The 19848-nt window shown below is 71.6% G+C and carries 23 protein-coding genes and 1 riboswitch; of the genes, 14 read left to right on the forward strand and 9 right to left on the reverse strand.

All coding sequences use genetic code 11. The annotated features are described in order from the left end of the window. Positions 1 to 11: 11 nt before the first annotated feature. Positions 12 to 1229, forward strand: coding sequence for a DUF4032 domain-containing protein (locus tag ACWCSU_RS31295; RefSeq protein ID WP_357699153.1), 1218 nt, complete (start codon positions 12 to 14; stop codon positions 1227 to 1229). On the opposite strand, the gene ACWCSU_RS31300 is transcribed toward ACWCSU_RS31295, so the two are convergent. After that, complete coding sequence (locus ACWCSU_RS31300) at positions 1223 to 1825, reverse strand: NAD(P)-dependent oxidoreductase (RefSeq protein ID WP_364084685.1); 603 nt, start codon at positions 1823 to 1825, stop codon at positions 1223 to 1225. The genes ACWCSU_RS31295 and ACWCSU_RS31300 overlap by 7 nt on opposite strands. Before the next feature lie 54 nt (positions 1826 to 1879). Between ACWCSU_RS31300 and ACWCSU_RS31305 the strand changes: the two genes are divergently transcribed. The 5 genes from ACWCSU_RS31305 to ACWCSU_RS31325 all read left to right on the forward strand — a co-directional run bounded on the left by ACWCSU_RS31305 (position 1880) and on the right by ACWCSU_RS31325 (position 4380). After that, entirely contained in the window at positions 1880 to 2230 is a 351-nt protein-coding gene (locus tag ACWCSU_RS31305; protein WP_357699149.1) for a winged helix-turn-helix transcriptional regulator, read from the forward strand. A gap of 137 nt (positions 2231 to 2367) precedes the next feature. Next, a complete protein-coding gene (locus tag ACWCSU_RS31310) occupies positions 2368 to 2742 on the forward strand; it encodes a roadblock/LC7 domain-containing protein (protein ID WP_357699147.1) in 375 nt (124 codons plus the stop codon). Between the two features lie 3 nt (positions 2743 to 2745). Further along, positions 2746 to 3579 carry a hypothetical protein gene (locus tag ACWCSU_RS31315; protein WP_449939817.1) on the forward strand — a complete coding sequence of 278 codons (834 nt, stop codon included), beginning with the start codon at positions 2746 to 2748 and terminating at the stop codon, positions 3577 to 3579. A gap of 32 nt (positions 3580 to 3611) precedes the next feature. Further along, positions 3612 to 3983, forward strand: a complete 372-nt coding sequence (locus ACWCSU_RS31320; protein WP_357699143.1) for a roadblock/LC7 domain-containing protein — start codon at positions 3612 to 3614, stop codon at positions 3981 to 3983. 25 nt (positions 3984 to 4008) lie between these two features. Next, positions 4009 to 4380: a hypothetical protein gene (locus tag ACWCSU_RS31325; RefSeq protein WP_352352019.1), complete on the forward strand. Its 372-nt coding sequence runs from the start codon at positions 4009 to 4011 to the stop codon at positions 4378 to 4380. A gap of 9 nt (positions 4381 to 4389) precedes the next feature. Here ACWCSU_RS31325 and ACWCSU_RS31330 read toward each other — a convergent pair whose 3' ends face one another. From ACWCSU_RS31330 to ACWCSU_RS31345, 4 genes are all read right to left on the reverse strand, one after another. Further along, the gene (locus ACWCSU_RS31330) at positions 4390 to 5271 is read right to left on the reverse strand and encodes an alpha/beta fold hydrolase (RefSeq protein ID WP_449939818.1); all 882 of its coding nucleotides are present in this window, start codon (positions 5269 to 5271) and stop codon (positions 4390 to 4392) included. Between the two features lie 54 nt (positions 5272 to 5325). Next, a complete protein-coding gene (locus ACWCSU_RS31335) occupies positions 5326 to 6039 on the reverse strand; it encodes a hypothetical protein (RefSeq protein ID WP_449939820.1) in 714 nt (237 codons plus the stop codon). Positions 6040 to 6215: 176 nt separating this feature from the next. Further along, positions 6216 to 6350: riboswitch (cyclic di-AMP (ydaO/yuaA leader) on the reverse strand. A gap of 165 nt (positions 6351 to 6515) precedes the next feature. Next, the gene (locus ACWCSU_RS31340; RefSeq protein ID WP_357699139.1) at positions 6516 to 6716 is read right to left on the reverse strand and encodes a DUF5302 domain-containing protein; all 201 of its coding nucleotides are present in this window, start codon (positions 6714 to 6716) and stop codon (positions 6516 to 6518) included. 47 nt (positions 6717 to 6763) lie between these two features. Beyond that, complete coding sequence (locus ACWCSU_RS31345) at positions 6764 to 8218, reverse strand: MDR family MFS transporter (protein WP_449939823.1); 1455 nt, start codon at positions 8216 to 8218, stop codon at positions 6764 to 6766. Between the two features lie 56 nt (positions 8219 to 8274). On the opposite strand from ACWCSU_RS31345, the gene ACWCSU_RS31350 reads away from it, so the two are divergent. The 4 genes from ACWCSU_RS31350 (at position 8275) to ACWCSU_RS31365 (ending at position 10960) form a co-directional block, all read left to right on the forward strand. Further along, positions 8275 to 8772 carry a PadR family transcriptional regulator gene (locus tag ACWCSU_RS31350; protein WP_357699135.1) on the forward strand — a complete coding sequence of 166 codons (498 nt, stop codon included), beginning with the start codon at positions 8275 to 8277 and terminating at the stop codon, positions 8770 to 8772. A gap of 84 nt (positions 8773 to 8856) precedes the next feature. Further along, positions 8857 to 9843, forward strand: a complete 987-nt coding sequence (locus tag ACWCSU_RS31355; protein WP_449939826.1) for a rod shape-determining protein — start codon at positions 8857 to 8859, stop codon at positions 9841 to 9843. Then, positions 9840 to 10409 (forward strand): DUF421 domain-containing protein, encoded by a 570-nt coding sequence (locus ACWCSU_RS31360; protein WP_357699131.1) that lies wholly within the window; start codon positions 9840 to 9842, stop codon positions 10407 to 10409. The genes ACWCSU_RS31355 and ACWCSU_RS31360 overlap by 4 nt, the downstream gene beginning before the upstream one ends. A gap of 89 nt (positions 10410 to 10498) precedes the next feature. Beyond that, positions 10499 to 10960, forward strand: coding sequence for a hypothetical protein (locus ACWCSU_RS31365; RefSeq protein WP_357699129.1), 462 nt, complete (start codon positions 10499 to 10501; stop codon positions 10958 to 10960). A 4-nt stretch (positions 10961 to 10964) separates the two neighbouring features. On the opposite strand, the gene ACWCSU_RS31370 is transcribed toward ACWCSU_RS31365, so the two are convergent. Genes ACWCSU_RS31370 through ACWCSU_RS31385 form a run of 4 tightly spaced genes read right to left on the reverse strand, consistent with a single transcriptional unit; the run spans position 10965 to position 14678 of the window. Further along, on the reverse strand, positions 10965 to 12179 hold the full coding sequence (locus tag ACWCSU_RS31370; protein ID WP_357699127.1) for an ABC transporter permease: 1215 nt from the start codon (positions 12177 to 12179) through the stop codon (positions 10965 to 10967). After that, the gene (locus ACWCSU_RS31375; protein WP_449939830.1) at positions 12179 to 12979 is read right to left on the reverse strand and encodes an ABC transporter ATP-binding protein; all 801 of its coding nucleotides are present in this window, start codon (positions 12977 to 12979) and stop codon (positions 12179 to 12181) included. The genes ACWCSU_RS31370 and ACWCSU_RS31375 overlap by 1 nt, the downstream gene beginning before the upstream one ends. Positions 12980 to 13032: 53 nt before the next feature. Next, on the reverse strand, positions 13033 to 14163 hold the full coding sequence (locus ACWCSU_RS31380) for an efflux RND transporter periplasmic adaptor subunit (RefSeq protein ID WP_449939832.1): 1131 nt from the start codon (positions 14161 to 14163) through the stop codon (positions 13033 to 13035). Then, positions 14163 to 14678 carry a hypothetical protein gene (locus tag ACWCSU_RS31385; protein WP_357699121.1) on the reverse strand — a complete coding sequence of 172 codons (516 nt, stop codon included), beginning with the start codon at positions 14676 to 14678 and terminating at the stop codon, positions 14163 to 14165. Before ACWCSU_RS31385 ends, ACWCSU_RS31380 begins: the two co-directional genes overlap by 1 nt. A gap of 132 nt (positions 14679 to 14810) precedes the next feature. Between ACWCSU_RS31385 and ACWCSU_RS31390 the strand changes: the two genes are divergently transcribed. From ACWCSU_RS31390 to ACWCSU_RS31405, 4 genes are all read left to right on the forward strand, one after another. Continuing rightward, a complete protein-coding gene (locus tag ACWCSU_RS31390; protein ID WP_357699119.1) occupies positions 14811 to 15467 on the forward strand; it encodes a response regulator transcription factor in 657 nt (218 codons plus the stop codon). Then, a complete protein-coding gene (locus ACWCSU_RS31395) occupies positions 15464 to 16663 on the forward strand; it encodes a sensor histidine kinase (protein WP_364084724.1) in 1200 nt (399 codons plus the stop codon). Before ACWCSU_RS31390 ends, ACWCSU_RS31395 begins: the two co-directional genes overlap by 4 nt. Before the next feature lie 70 nt (positions 16664 to 16733). Beyond that, positions 16734 to 18320, forward strand: coding sequence for a serine/threonine-protein kinase (locus ACWCSU_RS31400; RefSeq protein WP_449939835.1), 1587 nt, complete (start codon positions 16734 to 16736; stop codon positions 18318 to 18320). Next, a complete protein-coding gene (locus ACWCSU_RS31405; protein WP_449939836.1) occupies positions 18320 to 19825 on the forward strand; it encodes a serine/threonine-protein kinase in 1506 nt (501 codons plus the stop codon). The genes ACWCSU_RS31400 and ACWCSU_RS31405 overlap by 1 nt, the downstream gene beginning before the upstream one ends. Positions 19826 to 19848 lie beyond the last annotated feature (23 nt).

Consider the following 19848-nt stretch of genomic DNA (forward strand, 5'->3'; position numbering starts at 1 on the left):
TCCTGACGTTCATGCCCCTGCAGATCACTGGCGCGCTAGGCGACCCCGACCTCATCCGGCTCCCCTGGGACGTCCCGCTGGCCGACTGGCCCAAGCATCATCTGGTCGATCTGCCGCGCGGCATCTCCCGCCACGTCGTACGGTTCGCCCGGCTCTCCGGCAAGGTCTACGCGATCAAGGAGATCAGCGAGCGGTACGCCAGGCGGGAGTACCAGCTCCTGTGGGACCTGGCCCGGCTGGACGCCCCGGCCGTGGAGCCCGTGGCGTACGTGACCGGCCGCGACGACGACCTGGACGCCGCGCTGATCACCCGCCATCTGCAGTTCTCGCTCCCCTACCGCGCCGTGATGTCGGGCACCCTGCGCCCCGACACGCTCACCCGCCTGCTCGACGCGCTGGCCGTGCTGCTGGTGCGCCTGCATTTGAACGGCTTCTACTGGGGCGACTGCTCGCTGTCCAACACGCTGTTCCGCCGGGACGCCGGCGCCTTCGCCGCCTACCTGGTGGACGCCGAGACCGGCGAGATGCACCCGATGATCAGCGAGGGCCAGCGGCTGACCGACATCGACGTCGCCCACACCAACATCTTCGGCGAGATGCTCGACCTGGAGGCCGGCGGGCTGCTGCACCCGTCGATCGACCCCATGGAGACCGCGGAGGACATCGTCACCCGCTACCACCGCCTGTGGGCCGAGATCACCGACAGCGAGATCATCGACGAGGTCGACTGGCACCGCGTGGAGCAGCGCATCCGCCGCCTGAACCTGCTCGGCTTCGACGTGGCCGAGATGATGGTGCGGCGCAAGGTCGGCACCGGCCGGCTGATCGTGCGGCCGAAGGTGGTGGACGCCGGCCACCACCAGCGCCGGCTGATCAGGCTGACCGGGCTCGACGTGGAGGAGAACCAGGCGCGGCGGCTGCTCAACGACCTGGACGGCTACCGGGTCGCCAAGGGCCTGCGCCACGAGGACGAGGCCATCGTGGCGCACCGCTGGCTCGCCGAGGTCTTCCACCCCACGGTCGACGACATCCCCGCGGAGCTGCGCGGCAAGCTGGAGCCCGCGCAGCTCTTCCACGAGATCCTCGACCACCGCTGGTACCTGTCGGAGACGGCGGGCGGCGACGTCGGGCTGGCCACGGCGGTGAAGTCGTACGTGGACAACGTGCTGGTGCACAAGCCCGACGAGAAGGCGCTGCTGCCCGACGACCAGGACGAGGACGATCAGTAGGCGACGGTGATGCGGGTGCGCGGGTGGGCGTTCTCCGCCAGTTCGTCGGCGATCGCCACCGCGTAGTCCTCGGCCGTGATGAAGCTGCGGCCGTCCGCGTCGCTGAGCAGGTCGTCGTGGCCGATCCGGTAGACCCCGGTGCGCTCGCCCGGCGCGATCTCGGCGGCGGGTGAGACGTAGGTCCAGTTCAGGTCGGTCACCTCGCGGTAGAGCCCGAGCACCGCCCGCGCGGCCCTGGCCTCCTTCTTGTAGATCTCCGGGAAGCCGGGCGTGTCGACGAGGTCGAGGCCGGGGCCGGCCTTGAGGCTGCCCGCGCCGCCCACGACCACCACGCGGCTCACCCCGGCGGTCCGCAGGCCGTCGATGAGCGCGCGGTTGGCGGCCAGGAACGGCGGCTCGGGCTCGGTGCCGTCGCGCGGCGGGGCGATGGCGCAGACGACGGCGTCGTAGCCCTCGGCGAGCGTGGCGGCGTCGTGGACGTCGCCCTTGACGGGACCGCGGCGGCTGACACCGGTGACGTCGTGGCCGCGGCCGGTGAGTTCGGTGACGATGCGCTGGCCGATCATGCCGGTCGCGCCGAACACGAGGATCTTCATGAGAAGCACAGTATCCAATGGATACTGGTTACTTCATCGTGCTATAAGTACCTTATGGATACCGGTGATGCCTTCGACCCGAACTGCCCGACCCGGCTGGTCCTCGACCGGATCGGCGACAAGTGGTCGGTGCTGGTGCTGCTCAGCCTCAGCGACGGGCCGATGCGCTTCACCGTGCTGCGGGGGCGGATCGGCGGGGTGACGCCGAAGGTCCTCACGCAGACGCTGCGGGCCATGGAGCTGGACGGGCTGATCACCCGCGAGGTCTTCGCCGAGGTGCCGCCGCGGGTGGAGTACGCGCTGACCGACCTCGGACGCTCGCTGCACACGCCGATCTCGGTGGTGGCGCGGTGGGCCGAGGAGAACGTTTCCGAAATCATCCGGCATCGTGAAAAAGTCTCGTGAATTGATCTTATTTCCGCACTAGTGATGCTTTTCTTCGCCCTGGCCGTATAAAAACGTATCTCCTGGTAAAACGCGTCCCTTCTGATCTCTTGTGACCCCCTACGCTTTCCCCGTCCCACGACGGAGGGAGGCTCGCGGTGCTGGGAGTGGACACGTGCCTGGCGGAGGTCATGTCGATACCGGGCGCGCTCGACGCCATGCTGGTCGACGGCACCAGCGGCATGGCGGTCGCCTTCAGCAGCGCGTCCGGCGTGGACGCCGACAGGTCCGCCGCCGCGCTGACCGAGGCGCTGCGCGCCACCACCGACGGGCTGACCCGGACGTGTCCCGGCGAGATCGTGCGCATCGACGACATGCTCGTCACCACCGACCGGGGGCACCACCTGCTCCGGCTGCTGGAGACGGTCTTCGAGGGGCCGCTGGTCATCTACGTCCGCCTCGACCTGGAGCGCTCGAACCTGGCCCTGGCCCGTTACCGCCTGCGGGCCATCTCCGACCTGCTGACCACCTGAGCCATGGCCGCGCTCGACTCGCTCCTGTCCGGACTCGCCCGCGAACGCGCGACGGGCGCCCTCCGCCTGGGCAGGAACGGCACGATCTACCTGTCGGGAGGGCGCGTGACGTACATGGAGTGCGCCCAGGCGCCGGGCGTCGAGCGGCTGTTCGCGGCCCGTGGGCGGATGTCGGAGTCGGCCCTGCGCGCCCTCCAGGCCGACGGCGGCCGCACCCGGCTGCTCCAGGAGGGCCCGGTCACCCTGGCCGAGCTCCAGTACGCGGTGCTCGGCGTGGTCCAGGACGCCGCCTTCTTCCTGCTGCCGGTGACCGGCGTGCGGCCGAAGTTCCGGCCCGGGGAGGAGCACTGGCTGGGCGGGCAGTGGTTCTTCGACGTCCCGGAGCTGGTGCGCGAATCCGCCCGCCGCCGCGAGCAGCTCGCCGGCATCTGGCCCTCCGCCGACGTGGACACCCAGCCCGTACGGCCGATCCCGCGCCTTCCCGGGCACGGGGTGACGCTCAGCCAGGTGCAGTGGGAGGTCGTCGTACGGGCCGACCAGAAGGCCACCCCGCTGGAGCTGGCCCGGCAGCTCGGCCGGTCGGGATACTCGGTGCTGCTGGCCGTCAGGAAGCTGGCCGCCGCCGGCCTGCTCGTCCCGCCGGACCCGGTACGGCCCGCGCAGCCCCGGCGCCACCCCGACGACGGGGAGGCGCTGCCCAAGCGGGTGCCGAGCCCGGTGGCCGTCCCCGCCGGCGACGGGCGGACGGGGACGGCCGCCGGGCCGGTGCCGACGGGCGACCCGACCGATCTGACGCTGCTGCGGCGGCTGAAGAAGGCGCTGGAGGAGATGCCGTGAGGTTCCCCTCACGACGCAGGAGGAGGCCACCCGTGGAGCTACGGCAAGAGGTCCTGGCGGAGATGGAACTCCTGCGCGGACGCACCCCTGACGTCACCGGCAGCGTCGCCTGCACCGTGGACGGCCTGCGGATCGCCGGCGACCTCGACGGCGACACCGGCGAACAGGTGGCGGCGCTGTCGGCGGCGCTGCTCGCGATGAGCAGCCGGATGCTGACCATGGCGGGCCGCGGGACGTTCGAGGAGACCCTCGTGTCCGGCACCGCCGGGTTCGTGGCCCTCTACGCCGCGGGCCCCACGATCGTCCTCACGGTCCTGGCGGGACCCGGCGCCAACGTCGGGCTCCTACGGCTGGAGGGCAGGAAGACGGCGGCCTCCGTGGCCGCCGTGGCACGCAAGCACTGACCATCCCACCGAAGCGGAGGAAAGCATGGCAGGCATGGACGTCTCCCTCAAGGAGATGATGAGCATCGACGGCACGATCGGAGCGGCGATCGTCGACCACGGCAGCGGCATGGCGCTCGGCACGCTCGGCGGCTCGAAGGAGCTGGACCTCCAGGTCGCGGCGGCGGGCAACACCGAGGTCATCAAGGCCAAACTGCGCACGATGGACTCGCTGGGCCTCAAGGACGGCATCGAGGACATCCTCATCACGCTGACCGCGCAGTACCACATCATCCGCCCGCTCACCGGCCGCAGCGGCAAGGGCCTGTTCCTCTACCTCGCCCTCGACCGTAACCGGGCCAACCTGGCCCTGGCCCGGCACATGCTCAAGGTCATCGAGGAGAAGCTGGAGCTCTGACCGGCCCGCTCACGGCTCCGTGGCGACCTCCGGGCGTACGGCGGCCGCGGAGCCGGTGTGGGCGCTGATCTCGGCGATGATCTCGGGCCAGAGGGGGCGGGGCAGGTCGTGGCCCATGCCGGGGTAGGTGACCAGGCGGGCGCCCGGGATGGCGGCGGCGGTGGCCCGGCCGCCGGCGATCGGCACGAGCTGGTCGTCCTCGCCGTGGATGACCAGCGCGGGCGCCCTCAGCCCGCCCAGTGCCGCCGTACGGTCGCCGGAGGCCATGATGGCGGCCAGCTGGCGGGCCGTGCCGGCCGGGTCGTGGCAGCGGTCGAAGGCCAGCCCGGCCAGCCTGCCGACGCGTTCGCGGTCCAGCTCGTAGCCGGGCGACCCGATGACGGACCAGGTCGCCAGGGCGCCGGCGACGACCGACTCGCGATCGGTCGCGGGCTTGGCGAACAGCACCGCGGCGGCCGCCTCGGTCGGCGGGGCCGCCTGGGGGCTGGGCGTGGACATGATCGAGGTCAGGCTCAGCACGCGCGCGGGATGCCGGATGGCCAGCGCCTGGGCGACCATCCCGCCCATCGAGGCGCCGACGACGTGCGCGGCGGGCAGGCCCAGGACGTCCATGAGCCCGGCGCTGTCGTCGGCCAGGTCGTCCAGCACGTACGGCGAGGGCGCTCCCCATGGGGGAACGCCCTCGTCGTGGAGGTGCGTGGACAGGCCCGCGTCGCGGTTGTCGAACCTGACGACGTGGTGCCCCCGCTCGGCCAGGAGTTCGCAGAACTCGTCGTCCCAGTGGATGAGCTGGGCGCCGAGTCCCATGATGAGCAGCAGGGGCCTGCCCGCGGGTGAGCCGAAGCTCTCGTAGGCGATCTCGATGCCGTTGGCGGCTGCGCGCTGGATCACAGCGACCAGAATGTCATTCTGGTCGTCCGGCGTAAAGGCCGGAATGTCCGTGGGTCAGTCGTTGAGGAGCTTGCGCAGGCGCTCGCCGCCGAGCACCACGCCGCCACCGGCCAGGACCAGCACGCCGGCCATGACGGTGCCGCCCATCGCGACGGTCTTCCCGACGTTGCCCTGACCGCCGGCGGAGGTTGCCGCGTCGTCGGCGGGCGCCTCGGCCAGGACCTTGGGGGGCTCGGCCGGGTTGGCGTCGTACCTGCTCCAGGCGCCACTGGAGAAGGCCACGGGGTAGTTCTTCTTGCCCTTGCCGTCGCCCCACTTGGTGATGACGTAGTCGATCTTGATGTGGCCCTGGCCGCCGTTGCCGTCCACGCCGAGGGTGTCGGAGTTGAAGGTGCCGCCGGTCAGCTCGGCGAAGGTCTTGGCGTCGAGGTCGAGCATGACGCCGCGGTTGGAGGGCTCGCCGGGACCGCGGTCGCCCACGAAGAACGGCATCTTCTTGCCGTTGTAGGTCACGTAACCCTCGGTCATGAGGGGCCAGCTGGGACTGGCGGCCAGGCCCTTCTGCATGGGCTTGCCGCTGGCGGGAAGACCGGTGTCGCCGGCGCGGCCGGAGGAGTCGTCCCAGAAGTACGAAGCCTTGGTGGATCCCTTGAGCAGGATCTTCTGGTCGTCGCCGGTGTCGGCGTGGGCGCCGGTGGCGGAGATCGTCAGCGCGCCCATGGCGGACACGGACAACAGGGCGAGAGAGCGCAGGCCAAATCGAGACATGAAGCAGTGAAGTCCTTCGCGAGGGGACAGGGGGAACGCGCGTGACTACGGTGCGTAACCGGGCAGAGCGCCGAAAGGGTGGTTACGCGGCGCGTGGGGGAAAGTCGGGGAAGAGACCGCTCAGCAGGCGGTCGTCACTACACTGTCCGGGGGTACGACGAGGTGGTACATGCGTGAAGTCCTCTCCATCTCGCCTACCGGGTTAGCTGACGGGTTCGGGCGTGGAGATGCCCTACCGGCACAGGGCCGGATTCACCCCAATGAGATGGGTCCCCGGTTCCCGACAAGTCGGGATTCGGCGCCAGCTGTCGCCCCTCTCCTGGTAGGGACTACGCCACCAGCTGGTAATTGGTTAAGACGGTACCCAGAGATTCGGACAAATACAAACGAATCGTCATGAACCGGGTAAAGATCTACCTGTCGAGGTAAAGAGAAAGGGGGCACGGCATGCCGTACCCCCAGCTAAATTCGACCTTTCAGCCGCCGCTCTTGCGCCTGAAGGATCTTTTACTCGAGGCCGGGCCGTGCGCCCCGTGGATCTTCGACGGGTCCACGCCCCTGCCACCCGCGGCCGAGTCGGCCTGCTGCCCGCGCTTGCGTTCCAACGCCTCCCGGAACTTGCGCTTCATCTCGTCCTCGGGAGTCTCGCTGACTTCCGGCTCCGGTGTTTCCGCCATGAGGACCTCCTGGTATTGGGGACATCCACAGCTTCGCATGACGCCGCTTACGACGCGAAACCGGCCTCCACTCTGCTCTCCGGCGACGGCGTCTGCTCCAGCCGCCTGCCGGGCATCATGACCAGCGCGACCAGGGCGATCACCGCGCCCGCCACGCCCAGCGACGGGATCACCACGGCCGCCGCCGAGGCGTGCGCGGCCGCGAGCCCGTGCACGGGCGCGTCCGTGGTGATGACCGACGTGTACGCGGTGCCGGCCAGCGCCAGCGCCACCGAGCCGCCGATCTGCCGGAAGAAGGTGAGGTTGGCCGAGGCGGTGCCGATGTACTGCGGCGCGACGGCCTGCTGCACGGCCACGGTCAACCCCGACAACATCGGCCCCATGCCGAGCCCGATGAGCACCATCCACCCGGCCAGCAGCAGGCCGTCGGTGCGCAGGGTCAGGTTCAGGCAGAGCAGGCTGCCGGCCACCAGCAGGAACGGCGCCCCCACCAGCCACGGCTTGTACGTGCGCGTCCTGGACATCAGCGTCCCCATGAGCGCGCTGCCCGCCACCATGGCCAGCGTCATCGGGTAGATCCTCAGCCCGGACTCGGTGGCGCTGACGTTCAGCGCCTGCTGGAAGTAGCGCGGCAGGAACACCACACCGGCGTACATGCAGAAGGCCGTGAAGAACGAGGTCGCGTTGACCAGCGTGTACGTGCGGTCCCGGAACAGGTGCATCGGCATGATCGGGCTCGCCACCCGCAGCTCGACCAGCACGAACACGGCCAGCAGGACCAGGGCCAGCAGGATCGGCCCGGCCACGGGCAGGGAGGTCCAGGAGTTGCCGTCCAGGCCCTTCTCGGTGAGGCCGAGCAGCAGCGCGCTGATGGCCACGCTGAACACCGCGATGCCCAGGTAGTCCGGCCGCCCCCCGCCGCCGGTGCCCGGACGGAACGGCAGCCGCAGCGCCACGATCGCGATCAGCGCGATCCCGAGCGGCACGTTCACGTAGAAGGCCCACCGCCAGCTCGCGTGGTCGGTGAACAGCCCGCCCAGGAACGGCCCGGCCAGGTACGTCAACGCCATCACGCCGCCGAGCGCACCCTGCACCCGGGCGCCGTTCCGGCCGGGCGGGAACATCTCCATCACCAGGGCCAGCGAGAGCGGCAGCAGCGCGCCCGCGCCCAGCCCCTGCACGGCCCGGAACACGATGAGCTGGGTCATGTCCTGCGCCAGGCCGCACAGCGCCGATCCGACGACGAACACCGACATCCCGACGAGCAGCAGCGGCTTCCTGCCGTGCTGGTCGGACAGCCGGCCGTACAGCGGCACGGTGACGGTGGAGGTGAGCAGGTAGGCCGTGACCACCCACGTGTACAGCCGCGTGCCGCCCAGCTCGCCGGTGATGCGGGGCAGCGCGGTGCCGACGATCGTCTGGTCGAGCATCGCCAGGAACATCCCGCCGAGCACCGCCAGCAGCACCAATCCATTGCCCTTGGCCTTCATGTCATTAGTCACAGGTAGAGAGTGATAGGTAAGAGCTGACATGTCAAGCCTTTGCTATGCTGGCGGGCATGTCCCTGCGGATCGCCCTTCTCGGGCTGCTCTCCGGCGTCGGCCCGGCCAGCGGCTACGACCTGGCCAAGAAGTTCGAGCACTCGCTCAACCACGTCTGGCAGGCCGGGCACACGCAGATCTATCCCGAGCTGGTCAAGATGGCCGCCGACGGCCTGGTGACGGTCGAGCACGAGGGCGCGCGGGGCCGCAAGATCTATGCCATCACCCCCGAAGGCCGCGCGCTGCTCACCGACTGGCTGGTCGGCCACGACCCGTCGGCGACCGTGCGCAGCGAGACCGCCCTCCAGGCGTTCCTGTTGCCCCTGCTGGACACCGAGCAGGCCATCGCCGTGGTCGAGCGCATCAAGGCCCACTTCGTGGCCCGCCTCGCCGTGCTCGACTGCGTCCCTGAGGGCAGGCTCGGCAACTACGCGCTCACCCTCGGCCTCCGCCAGGTCCGCTCCGGCGTCGCCTGGGCCGACGAGACCCTGGCCGCCCTGCGGCGCGAAGGGTAAAACGGAACTCTTCGGTTCCTGGTGTTGCGTTGGAGCAGCCCCGGATATACACCCAGGCATGATGGTCTACCTCCCAGTACGGCGATGAGCCTCCTGGGTCGTGACCTGGCGATCGACCTCGGCGCGGCCAGCACGAGGATCTATGCCAAGGGCAAGGGCATCGTGCTCGACGAGCCCTCGGCCGTCATGCGCGACAGGGAGACGGGCAAGGTCCTCGGCTACGGCGCCGAGGCCGCGGACGCCGTGGACGTCACGGACGGCGAGACGTACTGGCCGATCAGCGACGGCCTGCCCCAGGACGGCGAGCTCGCCCGGCGCATGATCAGGCACTTCCTGCGCAAGGTGCACCGGCACCCCTTCCCCCGGCCGCGTCTGGTCATGGCCGTGCCCGACGAGTTCACGCCGATCGAGCGGGTGGCGCTGCGCGACGCCGGGTTCGAGGCGGAGGCCCGCGGCATCCTGCTGGTCAAGCATGCGATCGCCGCGGCGCTCGGCGCGGGCCTGCAGGTGCGCGACGGCACCGGGCACATGGTCGTCGACATCGGCCGCGACGCCGCCAGGGTCGCCGTGCTCTCCTGCGGGGCCGTGGTCGCCGCCGGAACCGTGCGCGGCGGCGGGAACGCCGTCACCCGCGCCGTCGCCCGCCTGGTCGAGGACGAGCACGGCCTGCTGGCCGACGACCGGCAGGCCGAGTCGGCCAAGCTGCACGCGACCCGGGAGCCGGCCGGGAACGTGCTGATCCACGGCAGGGACGCCGGCACCGGCGAGGAGCGCGCGGTCGCGCTGCCCGCCGCCCGGGTCCGCGAGGCCGCCGTGCAATCGGTCGAGCACATCGTGCGGGCCGCCGAGTACACCATGGAACGTTGCCCTCCCGAGCTGACCGCCGACCTGGGCGAGCGGGGCATGGTGCTGGTCGGCGGCGGCGCGCTGCTGCCCGGCCTGTGCCGGCGGATGCAGGAGGGCCTGTCCATGCCGGTGCGGCGCGCGGAGCGGCCCAGCGACTCGGTGGCGCTGGGCCTCGGCCGCTGCGTGGAGGACCTGGGGCTGATCGCCAAGCTGAGGCGCCGGTGAACGACCTGTTCGACCTGGGGGTCTCGCTCGCCGACAAGACCGTCAGGACGATCGCGGTCTACGTGACGATCGCCGTCCTGCTCCGCATCGCCGGAAAACGCGGCATCGCGCAGCTCAACAACTTCGACTTCGTGGTCATGCTGCTGATGAGCAACGTCGTGCAGAACGCGATCATCGGCCCGGACAACTCGCTGATCGGCGGCCTGGTCGGCGTGGTGATCCTGGTGGCCGTCAACGCGCTCGTGGTGCGGTGGGCGGCGACCGTGCCCGCGGTCGGCAGGATGTTCGAGGGCGCCCCGGTCGTCCTGGCCCGCGACGGGCACTTCATCCCCTCCGCGCTGCGCCGGATGGGCGTACGGCAGGCCGACCTCAACGTGATGCTCCAGCTCAGAGGCGCCGACAGCGTCGCCGACACCGAAGTGGTACGCCTGGAGCCCGGCGGCTCGCTGCTGGTCCGCCTGCGCCCCGAGGAGGAGGACGTGGAACGCGGCGACCTGGAGGAGCTGTACCGGCGCCTCGACCGCATCGAACGCAAGCTGGACGACCTGAAAAGCGGACCCTCCTGAGAATGGCGGCCGAACGACCATTAGATATCGATCATTAATGGTGCGTTAATCGCCCTGCGCCCGGAATTGATCTCCGATATCGTCCTGATGTGCGCCTGGCTGGTCGCTCGGTCGTGATGTCCGCGGTGCTGATCTGCGTCGCGGTCGCGGCAGCCTGTACCTCCGGCCGCCAGTTCTCCTTCGAGGAGGCGGCCAGGCAGCTCACCGCCGACACCGACACCCTGCTCACCAGCGCCGCGCTGCGCGTGGCGCCGGACCACCGCTCCGACGAGACCGAAGACCGCTCGTGCGTGCCCGGCCAGGTGCGCCGGCTCGTCCGGGCCGAGGGCGAGGCCGCCGACGCCCCCGACGGCCTGCTGGACACCCTCCAGGACATGGGCTACGACCGGATCGTGGAGGACCTCGACCTGCGTGACGAGAGCCCCGAGGTCTCCGTCGTGCGCAACCCCCGGACGAACCTGACGTTCGAGCTCACCGTCCTCGACGGGCCGAACGTCAGGATCGTCGGCAGGACGACCTGCTACGTCCCGCAGGAGGACGCCCGCTCCTGACGCCTCAGGGCGCCGACAGCGCCTCCGTCGGCGACAGCCGCGAGGCGCGCACGGCCGGGTAGAGCCCCGCCACCGCGCCGATGAGCAGCGTGGCCACCAGGCCCCCGACGGTCGCCCAGCCGGGCACCACGGCGGGCCACTCGCGGGAGAAGGCGTAGCCGACGGTGACGCCGGCCCCCAGCAGGATGCCGCCCACGCCGCCCAGTGCGGACAGCAGCAGCGACTCGGCGAGGAACTGGGTGCGGATCTGGCCGCGCGTCGCGCCGAGCGAACGGCGCAGGCCGATCTCGGCGCGGCGTTCCAGCACCGAGATGACCATCGTGTTGGCCACGCCGACGCCGCCCACGATCAGGGCCACCGCGCCGACGCCGAGCAGCAGCCCGGCGAAGGCCTGGCTGGTCGCCTGCTTGGCGGCCAGCGCGTCCGACGGGCGGGACACGTCCACCTCGTTGGGCGCCTCGGGGTTGGCCGTGCCGGCCAGCACCGACCGTACGGACTCCAGCCTCGTCTCCTGCGAGCGGGTGTAGAGCGTGGTCGGGTGCCCGTCGAAGTCCAGCCTGGACTCCGCGACCGGCCAGCCGACCAGGGCCGCGCTGTCCAGCTCCTCGGCCAGGGGCACCGGGTCGAGCACGCCGACCACCGTGAACCGGATGCCGCCGATCACCACCTGCGTGTCGGGGGTGACCGCGCCGATGCCGAGCCGCCGGGCGGCGACCGAGCCGAGCACGGCGGCCGGGTAGCGCTCGGTGGCCGCGTTGAGCCAGGTGCCGCTGCGGACCGTCGCGCCCACGGTCGGCAGCAGGTCGAGACGGGCGGCGGCGGTGCCCAGGCCGTTGGTCTGGGGCGCGGGGATCTCCTCGCTCCGGTAGACCTTGGCCTCCGGCACCCTGCCCGTGGACGAGACCGTCTCCACCGGGCCGATGCGCTCGATCATCGCCTCGGCGTCCATGGGCATCTGGGCCGCCTCGCCCATCAGCGTGGTGCCGGAGGAGACGGTGAGCAGGTTCGTGCCCAGCGCGGACAGCGTACGGTCCAGCTCGGCGCTGGAAGAGGACGAGATCCCGACCACGCCGATCATCGCAGCGATGCCGATCGCGATGCCCAGCGCCGACAGGAACGCCCGCAGCGGGCGGGTGCGCAGGCCGACCGCGCCCACGCGCATCACGTCGCGCGGGCGCATCTTGGCCGGGGAGAGCCGGGGGCGCTCCAGCGTGGCCATCACGCCACCTCGGATTCGACGGACTCCCGCACACGCACCCCGCGCTCCCCGCGCGCCCCGGAGCCGGGGGCCGAGTCGGAGCGGGAGGCCGTGTCCGGGCTTGAGGCCGTGTCCGGGCTTGAGGCCGTGTCCGGGCTTGAGGCCGAGTCGGCGACGATCCGGCCGTCCCGCATGCTCACCTGGCGGGGCAGGCCAGCGGCGATCTCCCGGTCGTGGGTGATGATCACGATGGTGGTGCCGCTCCCGTTCAGTTCGTGCAGCAGGTCCATCACGCCGGTGCCCGAGACCGAGTCCAGCGCGCCGGTGGGCTCGTCGGCCAGCAGCAGCGGCGGGTCGCCGGCCACCGCCCTGGCGATGGCCACGCGCTGCCGCTCGCCGCCGGACAGCTCGTGCGGCTCGTGGTCGACGCGGTGCGCGAGGCCGACGCGGCGCAGCGCCGTCGCGGCCCTGCGGCGGCGTTCGGGCAGGGGCAGGCCGGTGTAGATCAGGCCGTCGGCCACGTTGTCCAGGGCGGAGACCTTGGCGGCCAGGTGGAAGTGCTGGAAGACGAAGCCGATCGTGGTGGCGCGCAGGGCGGAGAGCTGGTTGTCCGACAGCTTGGAGACGTCGTAGCCGTCGATCTCGACGCGGCCCGCCGACGGGCGGTCGAGGGTGCCGACGATGTTGAGCATCGTGGACTTGCCCGAGCCCGACGGGCCGACGATGGCGACCAGCTCGCCGTGCCGGATCTCCAGCGACACCGAGTCCAGCGCGGCCACCCCGCCGGGGTAGCTCCTGGAGACGCCGGTGAGCGCGATCATGGGCCACCTCATCCCGTGGTCCGCGGGGGGCGGGGAGGGGTTCGTGGTGTGGGTCATTTCGGGATTCCGACCGTCATGCCGTCGGTGAGACCGTCGCCGGAGATCTCGACGCGGCCCCCCGCGAACAGCCCGGTCTTCACCGCCACATATCGCGACTTGCCACCTTCGACCACCTCCACCCCGAACCCGCCCTCCTGCAACGCCACCAGCGCCGACACCGGCACGGTCAGCACGTCCTTCCGCCGGTCGGCGGTGAACGTCACCTTCACCGCCGCCTTGTCGAGCCCCTTGGCGGCCTTGGCGTTGCCCAGCGAGATCAGCACCTCCAGGCGGGTCTCCGGATCGGCGTTCTGCCCCTCCCCCGGCTCGATGATCGTGGCGACCTCGGTGATCCGGCCGGTCACGTCCTTGCCGCCGGGCAGCGCGACCGAGACCTTGGTGCCCTTCCTGGCCATCCGCTGGTCCTCGGCCGCCAGCTTGGCCGTGACGACCTTCTTCGTGCCCGTGTAGGTGAGGATCTTCTGCCCCGGGGCCGTGGGCTGGCCCCGCTCGGCCTCCAGGCTCTCCACCCGGACCTTGCCGGGAGCGAAGACGACCCGTCCCAGCTCCACCACGCCGGTCTCGTCCAGGCCGCGGTCCTCCTGCCACTCCCTCACCGCCTGGGCGGTGTCGTAGGTGTACTCGTCGTCCACGGTGAAGCCGTCGTAGCCGAGTTTGCGCAGGTTGCGTTCCAGGTTCTCGACGTCCCTGCCCTCGGCGCCGATCCTCAGGTCGCGGTAGGCGGGGGTGGTGCCGTACAGGAGCATGACCGGCTTGTTGTCCAGGCGGAACAGGGACCGGCCGCGGGTGATCTGGTCGCCGCTGCCGGGGAGCCAGGTGACCGTGCCCGGCTTCCTGGCCGTGGCCGTGGTGACCGGGCCGTAGCCGAGTTCGCCGTCGGCGTCCCTGGTGTCGTTCAGCGTCTGCCGGGTGACCGGGGCGGTGGCCGGGGGCAGCGTGGCGGCCGACGTGGCGGGGGCGGCGCCGCCGTTCAGCAGGCCGCCGGGGTTGACCGCCAGGACCGCCGCCCCCGCGGCGGCGGCGACCCCGATGAGGACGACGATCGTCCGGCCGCCGCGGCGGCGGCGCGGACGCGGTGAGGGGGCGTCCGGCTCGGCCCTCTCGTCGATGGTGGCCCTCCCCATCAAGAGCCTCCCTGTCCCCCGCCGATGTTCATCCGGCACTTCTCCTGCGCGGACTTGAAGTCGGGGTCCTCGGCGACCTCGCGGTTGATGCGCACCATGCCGCCCTCGGGATCGGGGAACGCCTCCACGCCGTTGTCACGCATGCACTGCGCCTGCTTGCGCATGTTCTCGGCCTGCTTGGGGTCGCCGCCCTTGCCCGACGTCATGCCCTCCGGCTGGAACTGCTTGCAGGCCTCCATGGCCTTCTGGACCTTCTCCGGGCCGCCGGAGCTCTTGTCGAACTTCATCTCCATCCGGCCGTCCGGGCCGGGGTCGGGCATGTCCAGGCCCTGTTCGCGCAGGCAGGTGGTGTACTTGACGGCCTGCTCGCTGCGGTCCGTGGTGGCCGAGGCGCCGGCTGACGGCCGGGCGCCGGTGCCGGTCACCGACGCCACGTCCGATCCGCTCTCCTGGGCACCGCACGCCGTCAGGAACAGCGCGGCCGCGGCCAGCGCCATGAGGGGTCGTCCTCGCATGAATGCTCTCCTCCGTCGGATCCGATGGCCTTCGAGGGGAGATGCAATACGCGGCCGTGTTTCTCCAGCGTTTCCATCCCGACTTATCCCGATCAAATGCCACCCGCGTCACAATCGAGCCGGAGGTATGGAATGCGGGTGCTGGTGGTGGAGGACGAGCGCATGCTCGCCGGCGCGATCGCCGAGTGGTTACGCGAGGAGACCCACGCGGTCGATCTCGCCCACGACGGCGAGGCGGCGCTGGAACGGATCGCGGTCAACGACTACGACGTGGTCGTGCTGGACCGCGACCTGCCACGCGTGCACGGCGACGACGTGTGCAGGGAGCTGGTCGCCTCCGACTCCGACGCGCGGGTGCTGATGCTCACGGCCGCCGCCCAGCTCGACGACCGGGTGAGCGGGCTGTCCATGGGCGCCGACGACTACCTGACCAAGCCGTTCGCCCTCCCGGAGCTGGCGGCGCGTGTCCTGGCGCTGGGACGGCGCTCACGTCCTGCCACTCCCCCGGTGCTGCGCCGGGCCGGGATCACGCTGGATCCGGCGCGCAGGGAGGTGTTCCGGAACGGGCGGTTCGTCCCGCTGTCGAAGAAGGAGTTCGCCCTACTGGCCGAGCTGATGCGGGCGCAGGGCACGGTCGTCTCGGCCGAGCACCTGCTGGAGAAGGCGTGGGACGAGCACGCCGACCCGTTCACCGGCGTGGTGCGGCTGACGATACTCAAGCTGCGCCGCAAGCTCGCCGACCCGCCGGTGGTGGAGACCGTGCCGGGAGTGGGGTACCGCATCCCATGAGACGTCCGCACCCCACCCTGAGGCTGCGCCTCACGCTCGTGTACGGCGCGCTCTTCCTGGTGGCGGGGCTGGCCCTGCTGGGCGTCACGTACCTGCTGTTCAACCAGCAGCTCTCGCAGTCGTTCGAGAGCCGGTTCACGACCAGTGACGGCACCCGCAAGAACGTCATCTTCCTCAAGCAGGACGGCGTCGAGCTGGTCGGCCCCGCCGCCGTCAAGTGGATGCGGCAGCAGGAGGAGGGGGTGCGCGAGGCCGCCGTGACCTCGCTGCTCACCCAGGGCGCGATCGCTCTGACCGTCGTGTGCGGGACCGCCGTCGGGCTGGGCTGGGTGGTGGCCGGACGCGTGCTGGCCCCGCTGCACCTGGTGACCGAGACCGCGCGCCGCATCGCCGCCGCCCCGATGGCCGAACGCGGCCTGCACGAACGGATCGCGCTCCACGGCCCCCCGGACGAGGTCAAGACGCTGGCCGACACCTTCGACACGATGGTGGAACGGCTGGACCACTCCTTCGACGGCCAGCGCAGGTTCGTCGCCAACGCCTCGCACGAGTTGCGCACGCCCCTGACGCTCAACCGGGCGCTGGTGGAGCTGGCCATGCACCGGCGTACCGCCTCCGACGACGTCAAGGAGCTGGGCGAGAGCCTGTTGCAGATCAACACCCGCCACGAACGGCTCATCGCGGGCCTGCTGCTGCTGGCCCGCTCCGAGCAGGAGATCGCCGACCGTTCCCCGGTGGACCTCGCCGACGTCGTCACCCACGTGGTCGCCCAGACCGCGCGCGACGCCGAGGAGGCGAAGGTCGTGGTGAAGGAGGACGCCGCTCCGGCGCCGACCGTGGGAGACGCGCTGCTGCTCGAACGGCTGGTGCACAACCTGGTGGAGAACGGCGTCCGGCACAACCTCGACGACGGCACCGGCTGGGTGCGGGTGTCGAGCCGGACGGTCCCCGGCGGGCTGGTCCAGGTGGAGGTGGGCAACAGCGGGCCGAGCGTGCCGCCCTACGACGTGCCGCTGCTGTTCAAGCCGTTCCACCGGCACGGCGCCGAGCGGGTGGTCACGGGGATGAGCGCGGGGCTCGGGCTGTCGATCGTGCGCTCGGTGGCCGTCGCGCACGGAGGCGACGTGACGGCCCGGCCCCGCGAGGGCGGCGGTTTGATCGTTACGGCGACGCTGCCGGCTGCTCGCGCAACTTGACTACAAATCCTGATATTGGTCGCTATCGTAAGTAACTTCGTTCATTTCAGTATCAGGAGTCACTTCTCTCATGGCGCACGTCGAACCGCTGCGGGAGGGTGACCCGGCGGTCGTGGGGGCGTACCGGCTGCTCGGGCTGCTGGGCGCGGGCGGCCAGGGGACCGTCTACCTCGGGCGGGCGCCCGACGGGCGGACGGTGGCGGTCAAGGTGCTGCGCCACGGCGCCGGGCCGGACGAGCGGTTCGCCAAGGAGATCGAGGCGGCGCGGCGGGTGGAGCCGTTCTGCATCGCGCAGGTGCTCGACGCGTCCCCGGGGCCGCAGCCGTACATCGTGACCGAGTACGTCGAAGGGCCCTCGTTGCAGCAGGCGGGCCGCCACACGGGGGCCGACCTGCAACGGCTCGCCGTCGCCACGGCCACGGCGCTGGCCGCCATCCACCAGGCGGGCGTCGTGCACCGGGACTTCAAGCCCGCCAACGTGCTGCTCGGCCCAGGCGGGCCGCGGGTGATCGACTTCGGCATCGCCCGTGCCGCGGACGCGTCGGCCACCATGACGAGCGGCATCGTGGGCACGCCCGCGTACATGGCGCCTGAACAGCTCGCGGGACAGATGGTCGGGCCGCCGGCGGACGTGTTCGCGTGGGCCGCGGTCGTGGTGTGGGCGGGCACCGGGACGCCGCCGTTCGGCCAGGACACGCTGCCCGCGATCATCAACCGGATCCTGAACAACGAGCCGCAGCTCGGCGACCTGCCCCGGCCGCTGCGCTCGATCGTGTACGACTGCCTGGCCAAGGACCCGGCGGCCCGTCCGACGATGCGCGACGTCCTCCTCCGCCTCCTCGGCGGCGACGCCCCCACCCCGGCCCACCCCTCCCAGCTCCAGGGACCACGGCACCCCACCCCGTCCGGCGCCATGGGGCACCCCGTGCCACCGGGAGCCGGTCCGGTCGGGGGCGTGGGGCAGGGGCCGGCGCCGTTCCCCGGCCCGGGGGGACGGCGGCACGGGCGCGGGCGGGGGGTGGTGCCGCTGGCCGCCGGGTTGTCGGTGGTCGTGGCCGCGGCGCTCGTGGGCGGGGTCGTCTGGCTCGCCCCCTGGTCGCACCTCCCCGGCCTGTCCGCGCTCACGGCCCCCTCCGCCACCCCGACGCCTCCCACCCCCACCCCCCGGAAGTCGCAGCGGAAGAGCACCCCGAAACCCGCCACCACCAAGAAACCGACCTCCCGCCCCACCACCCGCCGCCCTACGGAGTCAGCCACCCCCCGCCCCACCGTCACCCGCACCACGACACGTCCGACTCCCACCCCCACCCGCACCACCAAGAAGCCGGTCACCACCGCCAGGGCCAGCGTCGGGGAGATCACCCTGTCCGGCGGCCCCGGACAGTCCGCCGGAAGCGGCTGCTACATGCCCCCCTTGCACTTCCAGGGCCGCGTGGAGTCCACCAAGCGCGAGATCTGGGTCTCCTACGCCTGGCTGATCGACGGCAGGAGCGTCGAGCGCAGCAGATCCTGGGTCTCCGAGGACGACTACAGCGCCTACATCACCGCCGGCCAGTACATGCTGAAGGCCGGCCCCCACACCGTCACCCTCCGGGTCACCGCCCCCAGCGCCGCGACCAAGAGCGTGTCCCTGACCATCTGCACGATGGACGACTGATGACGATGCCGCCGGCCATCGGCCCGTACCGGCTGGTCAGGCAGCTCGGCGAGGGCGGCCAGGGCGCCGTGTACCTGGCCGAGGCCCCCGACGGCGCCCAGGTCGCGATCAAGGTCCTGCACGAGGGCGCGACCGGCGACGGCCGCTTCGCCAAGGAGGTCGCCGCCGCGCGGCGGGTGGAGCCGTTCTGCGTCGCGCAGGTGCTGGACGCCTCGCTGGGCGGGCGGCCGTACATCGTGACCGAGTACGTCGAAGGGCCCTCGTTGCAGCAGGCGGGCCGCCATGCGGGGGCCGACCTGCAACGGCTCGCCGTCGCGACCGCGACCGCGCTGGCCGCGATCCACCGGGCGGGCGTCGTCCATCGCGACTTCAAGCCCGCCAACGTCCTGCTGGGACGCGACGGGCCGCGGGTCATCGACTTCGGCATCGCCCGCGCCGCCGACGCCTCCGCCACGGTCACCAGCAGCATCCTGGGCACGCCGTCGTACATGGCTCCCGAGCAGTTCGCGGGCGCCACCGTCGGCCCCGCAACCGACGTCTTCGCCTGGGCCTGCGTCATGGTGTACGCCGCCACCGGCGTCCCGCCGTTCGGCAACGACTCGGTGCCCGCCGTACTCGGCCGCATCCAGTACGGCGAGCCGCACCTCGCCGGCGTGCCCGAGCCGCTGCGCTCCATCGTGGCCGCCTGCCTGGCCAAGCACCCCGACGCCCGCCCCACCATGCAGGACGTGCTCTTCCAGCTCATAGGCGGCCCCCGCCCCGCGCCGCCGCCCTCCCCCGGCCACCCGGCCCTCCCCCAGGTCTGGACCGGCCCCTCCGGCCGTCCGCCCGGCGGCCCCACGCACCCCTCCGCCCACGGGCACCCCCGCCACCCGCCGGGCGGACGTCCCCGGGCCGGGCTCGCGCTGCTGGCAGGCGGCGTGGCGCTCGTCCTCACGGCCGCCACCGCGACGGCCGCCTGGGTGTGGTGGCCCACCGCCCCGGGCCGGAACACCACGAACACCACGAACGCCGCCGCACCCCCCACCACGCACGTCCCCGACAGCCGCAGGTCCGGCACCCGCCGATCGACCACCCGCAAGCCCGCGAAACCCACCAGGTCCCCGCACCCCCACACCACCAGGCCGACGCCCACCACCAAGCCGACGACCGCCAGGCCGACCTCCACCACCAGGCCGACGACCTCCACCAGGCCGACGACCCCCGCCGAGGGCGGCGTGACCTCGGCGGCCCTGACCTACCAGGGCATCCGCGTGGGCGACTGCTGGCGCTACGACCTCAACGTCTACGCCGACGTGACCGCCACCGTCGGCTACGACTACCAGTGGCTCGTCAACGGCCAGAGCCAGGGCAGAAAGGTGGCCACCGCCTCGACCAGGCCCGTCCTGCCCTCGATCACCTGGAAGGGCAAGGGCAGCTACACCGTGGTGTTCCGCGTCCTCACCCCCACCAGCCTCCGCCGCAGCGCCACCGTGAACATCTGCGACGTCGACAAAGGCTGGTAGCGGCCCCCGTCTGGTGGCCGGCC

It is taken from the genome of Nonomuraea sp. NPDC001699 (assembly GCF_053596455.1).

Coding starts and splice junctions, on each gene's coding strand:
- ACWCSU_RS31295 (WP_357699153.1), top strand. CDS start 12: ATGCCCCTGCAGATCACTGGCGCGCTAGGCGACCCCGACCTCATCCGG.
- ACWCSU_RS31300 (WP_364084685.1), bottom strand. CDS start 1,825: ATGAAGATCCTCGTGTTCGGCGCGACCGGCATGATCGGCCAGCGCATC.
- ACWCSU_RS31305 (WP_357699149.1), top strand. CDS start 1,880: ATGGATACCGGTGATGCCTTCGACCCGAACTGCCCGACCCGGCTGGTC.
- ACWCSU_RS31315 (WP_449939817.1), top strand. CDS start 2,746: ATGGCCGCGCTCGACTCGCTCCTGTCCGGACTCGCCCGCGAACGCGCG.
- ACWCSU_RS31325 (WP_352352019.1), top strand. CDS start 4,009: ATGGCAGGCATGGACGTCTCCCTCAAGGAGATGATGAGCATCGACGGC.
- ACWCSU_RS31335 (WP_449939820.1), bottom strand. CDS start 6,039: ATGTCTCGATTTGGCCTGCGCTCTCTCGCCCTGTTGTCCGTGTCCGCC.
- ACWCSU_RS31340 (WP_357699139.1), bottom strand. CDS start 6,716: ATGGCGGAAACACCGGAGCCGGAAGTCAGCGAGACTCCCGAGGACGAG.
- ACWCSU_RS31350 (WP_357699135.1), top strand. CDS start 8,275: ATGTCCCTGCGGATCGCCCTTCTCGGGCTGCTCTCCGGCGTCGGCCCG.
- ACWCSU_RS31355 (WP_449939826.1), top strand. CDS start 8,857: ATGAGCCTCCTGGGTCGTGACCTGGCGATCGACCTCGGCGCGGCCAGC.
- ACWCSU_RS31370 (WP_357699127.1), bottom strand. CDS start 12,179: ATGGCCACGCTGGAGCGCCCCCGGCTCTCCCCGGCCAAGATGCGCCCG.
- ACWCSU_RS31375 (WP_449939830.1), bottom strand. CDS start 12,979: ATGATCGCGCTCACCGGCGTCTCCAGGAGCTACCCCGGCGGGGTGGCC.
- ACWCSU_RS31380 (WP_449939832.1), bottom strand. CDS start 14,163: ATGGGGAGGGCCACCATCGACGAGAGGGCCGAGCCGGACGCCCCCTCA.
- ACWCSU_RS31385 (WP_357699121.1), bottom strand. CDS start 14,678: ATGCGAGGACGACCCCTCATGGCGCTGGCCGCGGCCGCGCTGTTCCTG.
- ACWCSU_RS31390 (WP_357699119.1), top strand. CDS start 14,811: ATGCGGGTGCTGGTGGTGGAGGACGAGCGCATGCTCGCCGGCGCGATC.
- ACWCSU_RS31395 (WP_364084724.1), top strand. CDS start 15,464: ATGAGACGTCCGCACCCCACCCTGAGGCTGCGCCTCACGCTCGTGTAC.
- ACWCSU_RS31400 (WP_449939835.1), top strand. CDS start 16,734: ATGGCGCACGTCGAACCGCTGCGGGAGGGTGACCCGGCGGTCGTGGGG.
- ACWCSU_RS31405 (WP_449939836.1), top strand. CDS start 18,320: ATGACGATGCCGCCGGCCATCGGCCCGTACCGGCTGGTCAGGCAGCTC.